General features: G+C 63.1%; 1 protein-coding gene. It reads right to left on the bottom strand.

Translation table 11 applies throughout. The annotated features are described in order from the left end of the window. Nucleotides 1-21 precede the first annotated feature (21 nt). Complete coding sequence (ltrA, locus tag IE295_RS33125; protein WP_190067513.1) at nucleotides 22-1,782, bottom strand: group II intron reverse transcriptase/maturase; 1,761 nt, start codon at nucleotides 1,780-1,782, stop codon at nucleotides 22-24. Nucleotides 1,783-2,404: the final 622 nt, after the last annotated feature.

Raw genomic sequence — 2,404 nt, 5'->3', positions numbered from 1 at the left:
GCATCCGGCTCAAGCAAGTCCCTAGGACCGCGCATGATTGACCTCCAGGGGGCCGCGCTTCTTGTCTCCGGCGTGGTGGCTCCGGTGACAGTCAGCGTGGATAAGCATGAGATTTGACGCACTGTCGCTACCTCCGAGCGATCGGTAGACCAGGTGGTGTCGATTGAGCGTGCGGTGTTTGGCTGCGAACCAGTTCGCCCACTCGTGGACGGATTCTGGTTCATATCCCGCACCAGCAATCAGGTCCAGCCCGCACAGCGGGCACACCCCCCGCTGCTTGGCGGCAAGGTTGACGTTCAGCTTTCCGTCTGCCTCGGGATGCCTGCGTTTACGAGTTCGAGCGGCCCAGTATTCGCCCAGGCTCGGGTCATCCTTGGATGAGGTGCCCTTGACTGGGATGTGCCTTTGAATTCTGGTCCAGGTGAACTTGTGCAGGATCCGGCCGCTGTCGCGGTCTCCGAATACCCATTGGTCATTGCGTCCGGGGTGGAAGCGTCCGAAGTGCCGGGCCCTGACCCAAGTCCGGCCTTTCCTGGGGTGCCTCCGCAGGGCCCACCTCCACGTCTTGTGCCACACGAAGTGGCTCAAGTTCGTGAAGGTCTCCGTGGCTACCGCTCCGCGGTAGTAAGTGGCCCATCCCTTGATCAAGGGGTTGAGCCGCTGGATGAGCGCATCCGGAGTTGGACTATGCTCGATGACCAGGCGGATCTTCTCCTTGACCTTCTCCACCGCTTTGGCGCTCGGCTTGATGAGTGTCTTTGGGCCGTACTTCCTCACATTGAACCCGAGGAAGTCGAAGCCATCCGCCAGTTGGACGATGCGCGTCTTTTCTGGGTGAATGGTTAGCCCGCGAGGCTCAAGCCACTTGGCCAATGTCTCCCTGACCCGTTCGGCCTCGTCTTTCGACGTGCAGAACACGACGAAGTCATCAGCGTAGCGGACTAGAAGCGGGACCTTGTCCCTCCGGGATTTCGTGAGGGTGTCAAGGTCGCCAATGGCGGCTCCCATGCCGTGCAGCGCGATGTTCAGAAGAAGAGGGCTGATAACGCCGCCCTGGGGAGTTCCCTCCTCCGTGGGGGCGAATCGCCCGTTCTCCATCACACCGGCTTTGAGCCACCTCCGGATCGCCGCCGCTGCGGGGAACCCGTCGATGGCCTCCATCAGACGGTCGTGGTTGATCCTGTCGAAGGCTGCTGCCAGGTCGGCGTCGAGTACCCACGTGCGGCGGACTGTACTGCGCGCCGTGAGTCGGAAGATCTTCTCGATCGCGTCGTGGCAGCTGCGGCCGGGACGAAAGCCGTAGCTTTTGCCCTCGAACCGCGCCTCCCACTCAGGTTCCAGGGCGTTCTTCACCCTGGCCTGTTGCACCCGGTCTCGGATAGTCGGGATTCCGAGCGGGCGGGTCTTCCCAACCGCCTTCGGGATATGCACTCGCCGTACTGGCTTGGCGTCGACTGCGGGTTCGCTGGCGAGTGTCCTCGCCAGCCTCCCCCGGTCCGCCGGCTCCAGAGCCCGCAGCCCGTCGATTCCGGGAGTACGGCACCCTGCGCTCAGCTGGGTCACGCGACGGACGCTCACGAGGATGTTCGCCTGTGACCTGAGCATGAGCTTCTGGAGATTGTGGACCTTCTTGAGGTCCCCTTCCTGCGCGGCCTTGAAGATCCGCTGCCTCAGTCGCCTCACGTCTCGCTCGGCCTTGGCCCAGTCGGTGCTGTGCCAAGCCTTCGCGTCGTCCAGTTCCTCGTTCAACGCAGGCGTTGTCATATCGGCTTCTGCTTCCATGCCACCCCTCCGTTGTCCAACTCGGCTTACTGGTTATGGCTTCTGTTGCCTCGTGTCTTCAAGGACCCACCAGACCCGCGTGGGCTCCCTTTCGGGCCCGGTCACGAGGACCGGTATCCGCCGGGTTATGCGCAGCGGCTGAGGTGCCGGGCTCTGCGTTTTCCCCTGGGCTTTCGCCCCAGCGGCCTTTGCTTCTCGGGTCTTCCTGTTCCCGCAAGGGGGTTCTGCTCTGGTTACCCTCGGCTTACCGAGGCGCATCCGCCTCGGACCCCTACGGGGTTTCGCTGTTCCACTCTTTCCAGACGCGACCTGCGAGGACGTCCCCTTTACCCCGGACCCGGTGGTGATCGTGCCGACCGGACGACGACCCGGACGGCCACTTTGGGCTTCTCAACCCGTTGGGCCATTAACCGCCGATTGCTTGCCATGACGCGGTTTGACAATGACGAGGCTTCGTCAGGGATTCACTTGTATTCGTCCGTCAGGTCTTCTCCCCGCCCTGTGGCTCCGCCATGGCTCGGCGGTGCCCTTGGGGCTCTCCGGGAGGCTTCTCCCCCCGCTGTTGCCAGCGAAGTTCGCTCCCTGGGAGACCGGCTACGTGATCACTTAGCCGGGGCAACGG

This window comes from Streptomyces griseocarneus, from assembly GCF_014655595.1.
Classification (GTDB): Bacteria; Actinomycetota; Actinomycetes; order Streptomycetales; family Streptomycetaceae; genus Streptomyces; species Streptomyces griseocarneus.
The sequence above is the reverse complement of the archived record's forward strand: the minus strand, read 5'-3'. Positions and strand labels throughout refer to the sequence as shown.

Coding starts and splice junctions, on each gene's coding strand:
- ltrA (WP_190067513.1), bottom strand. CDS start 1,782: ATGGAAGCAGAAGCCGATATGACAACGCCTGCGTTGAACGAGGAACTG.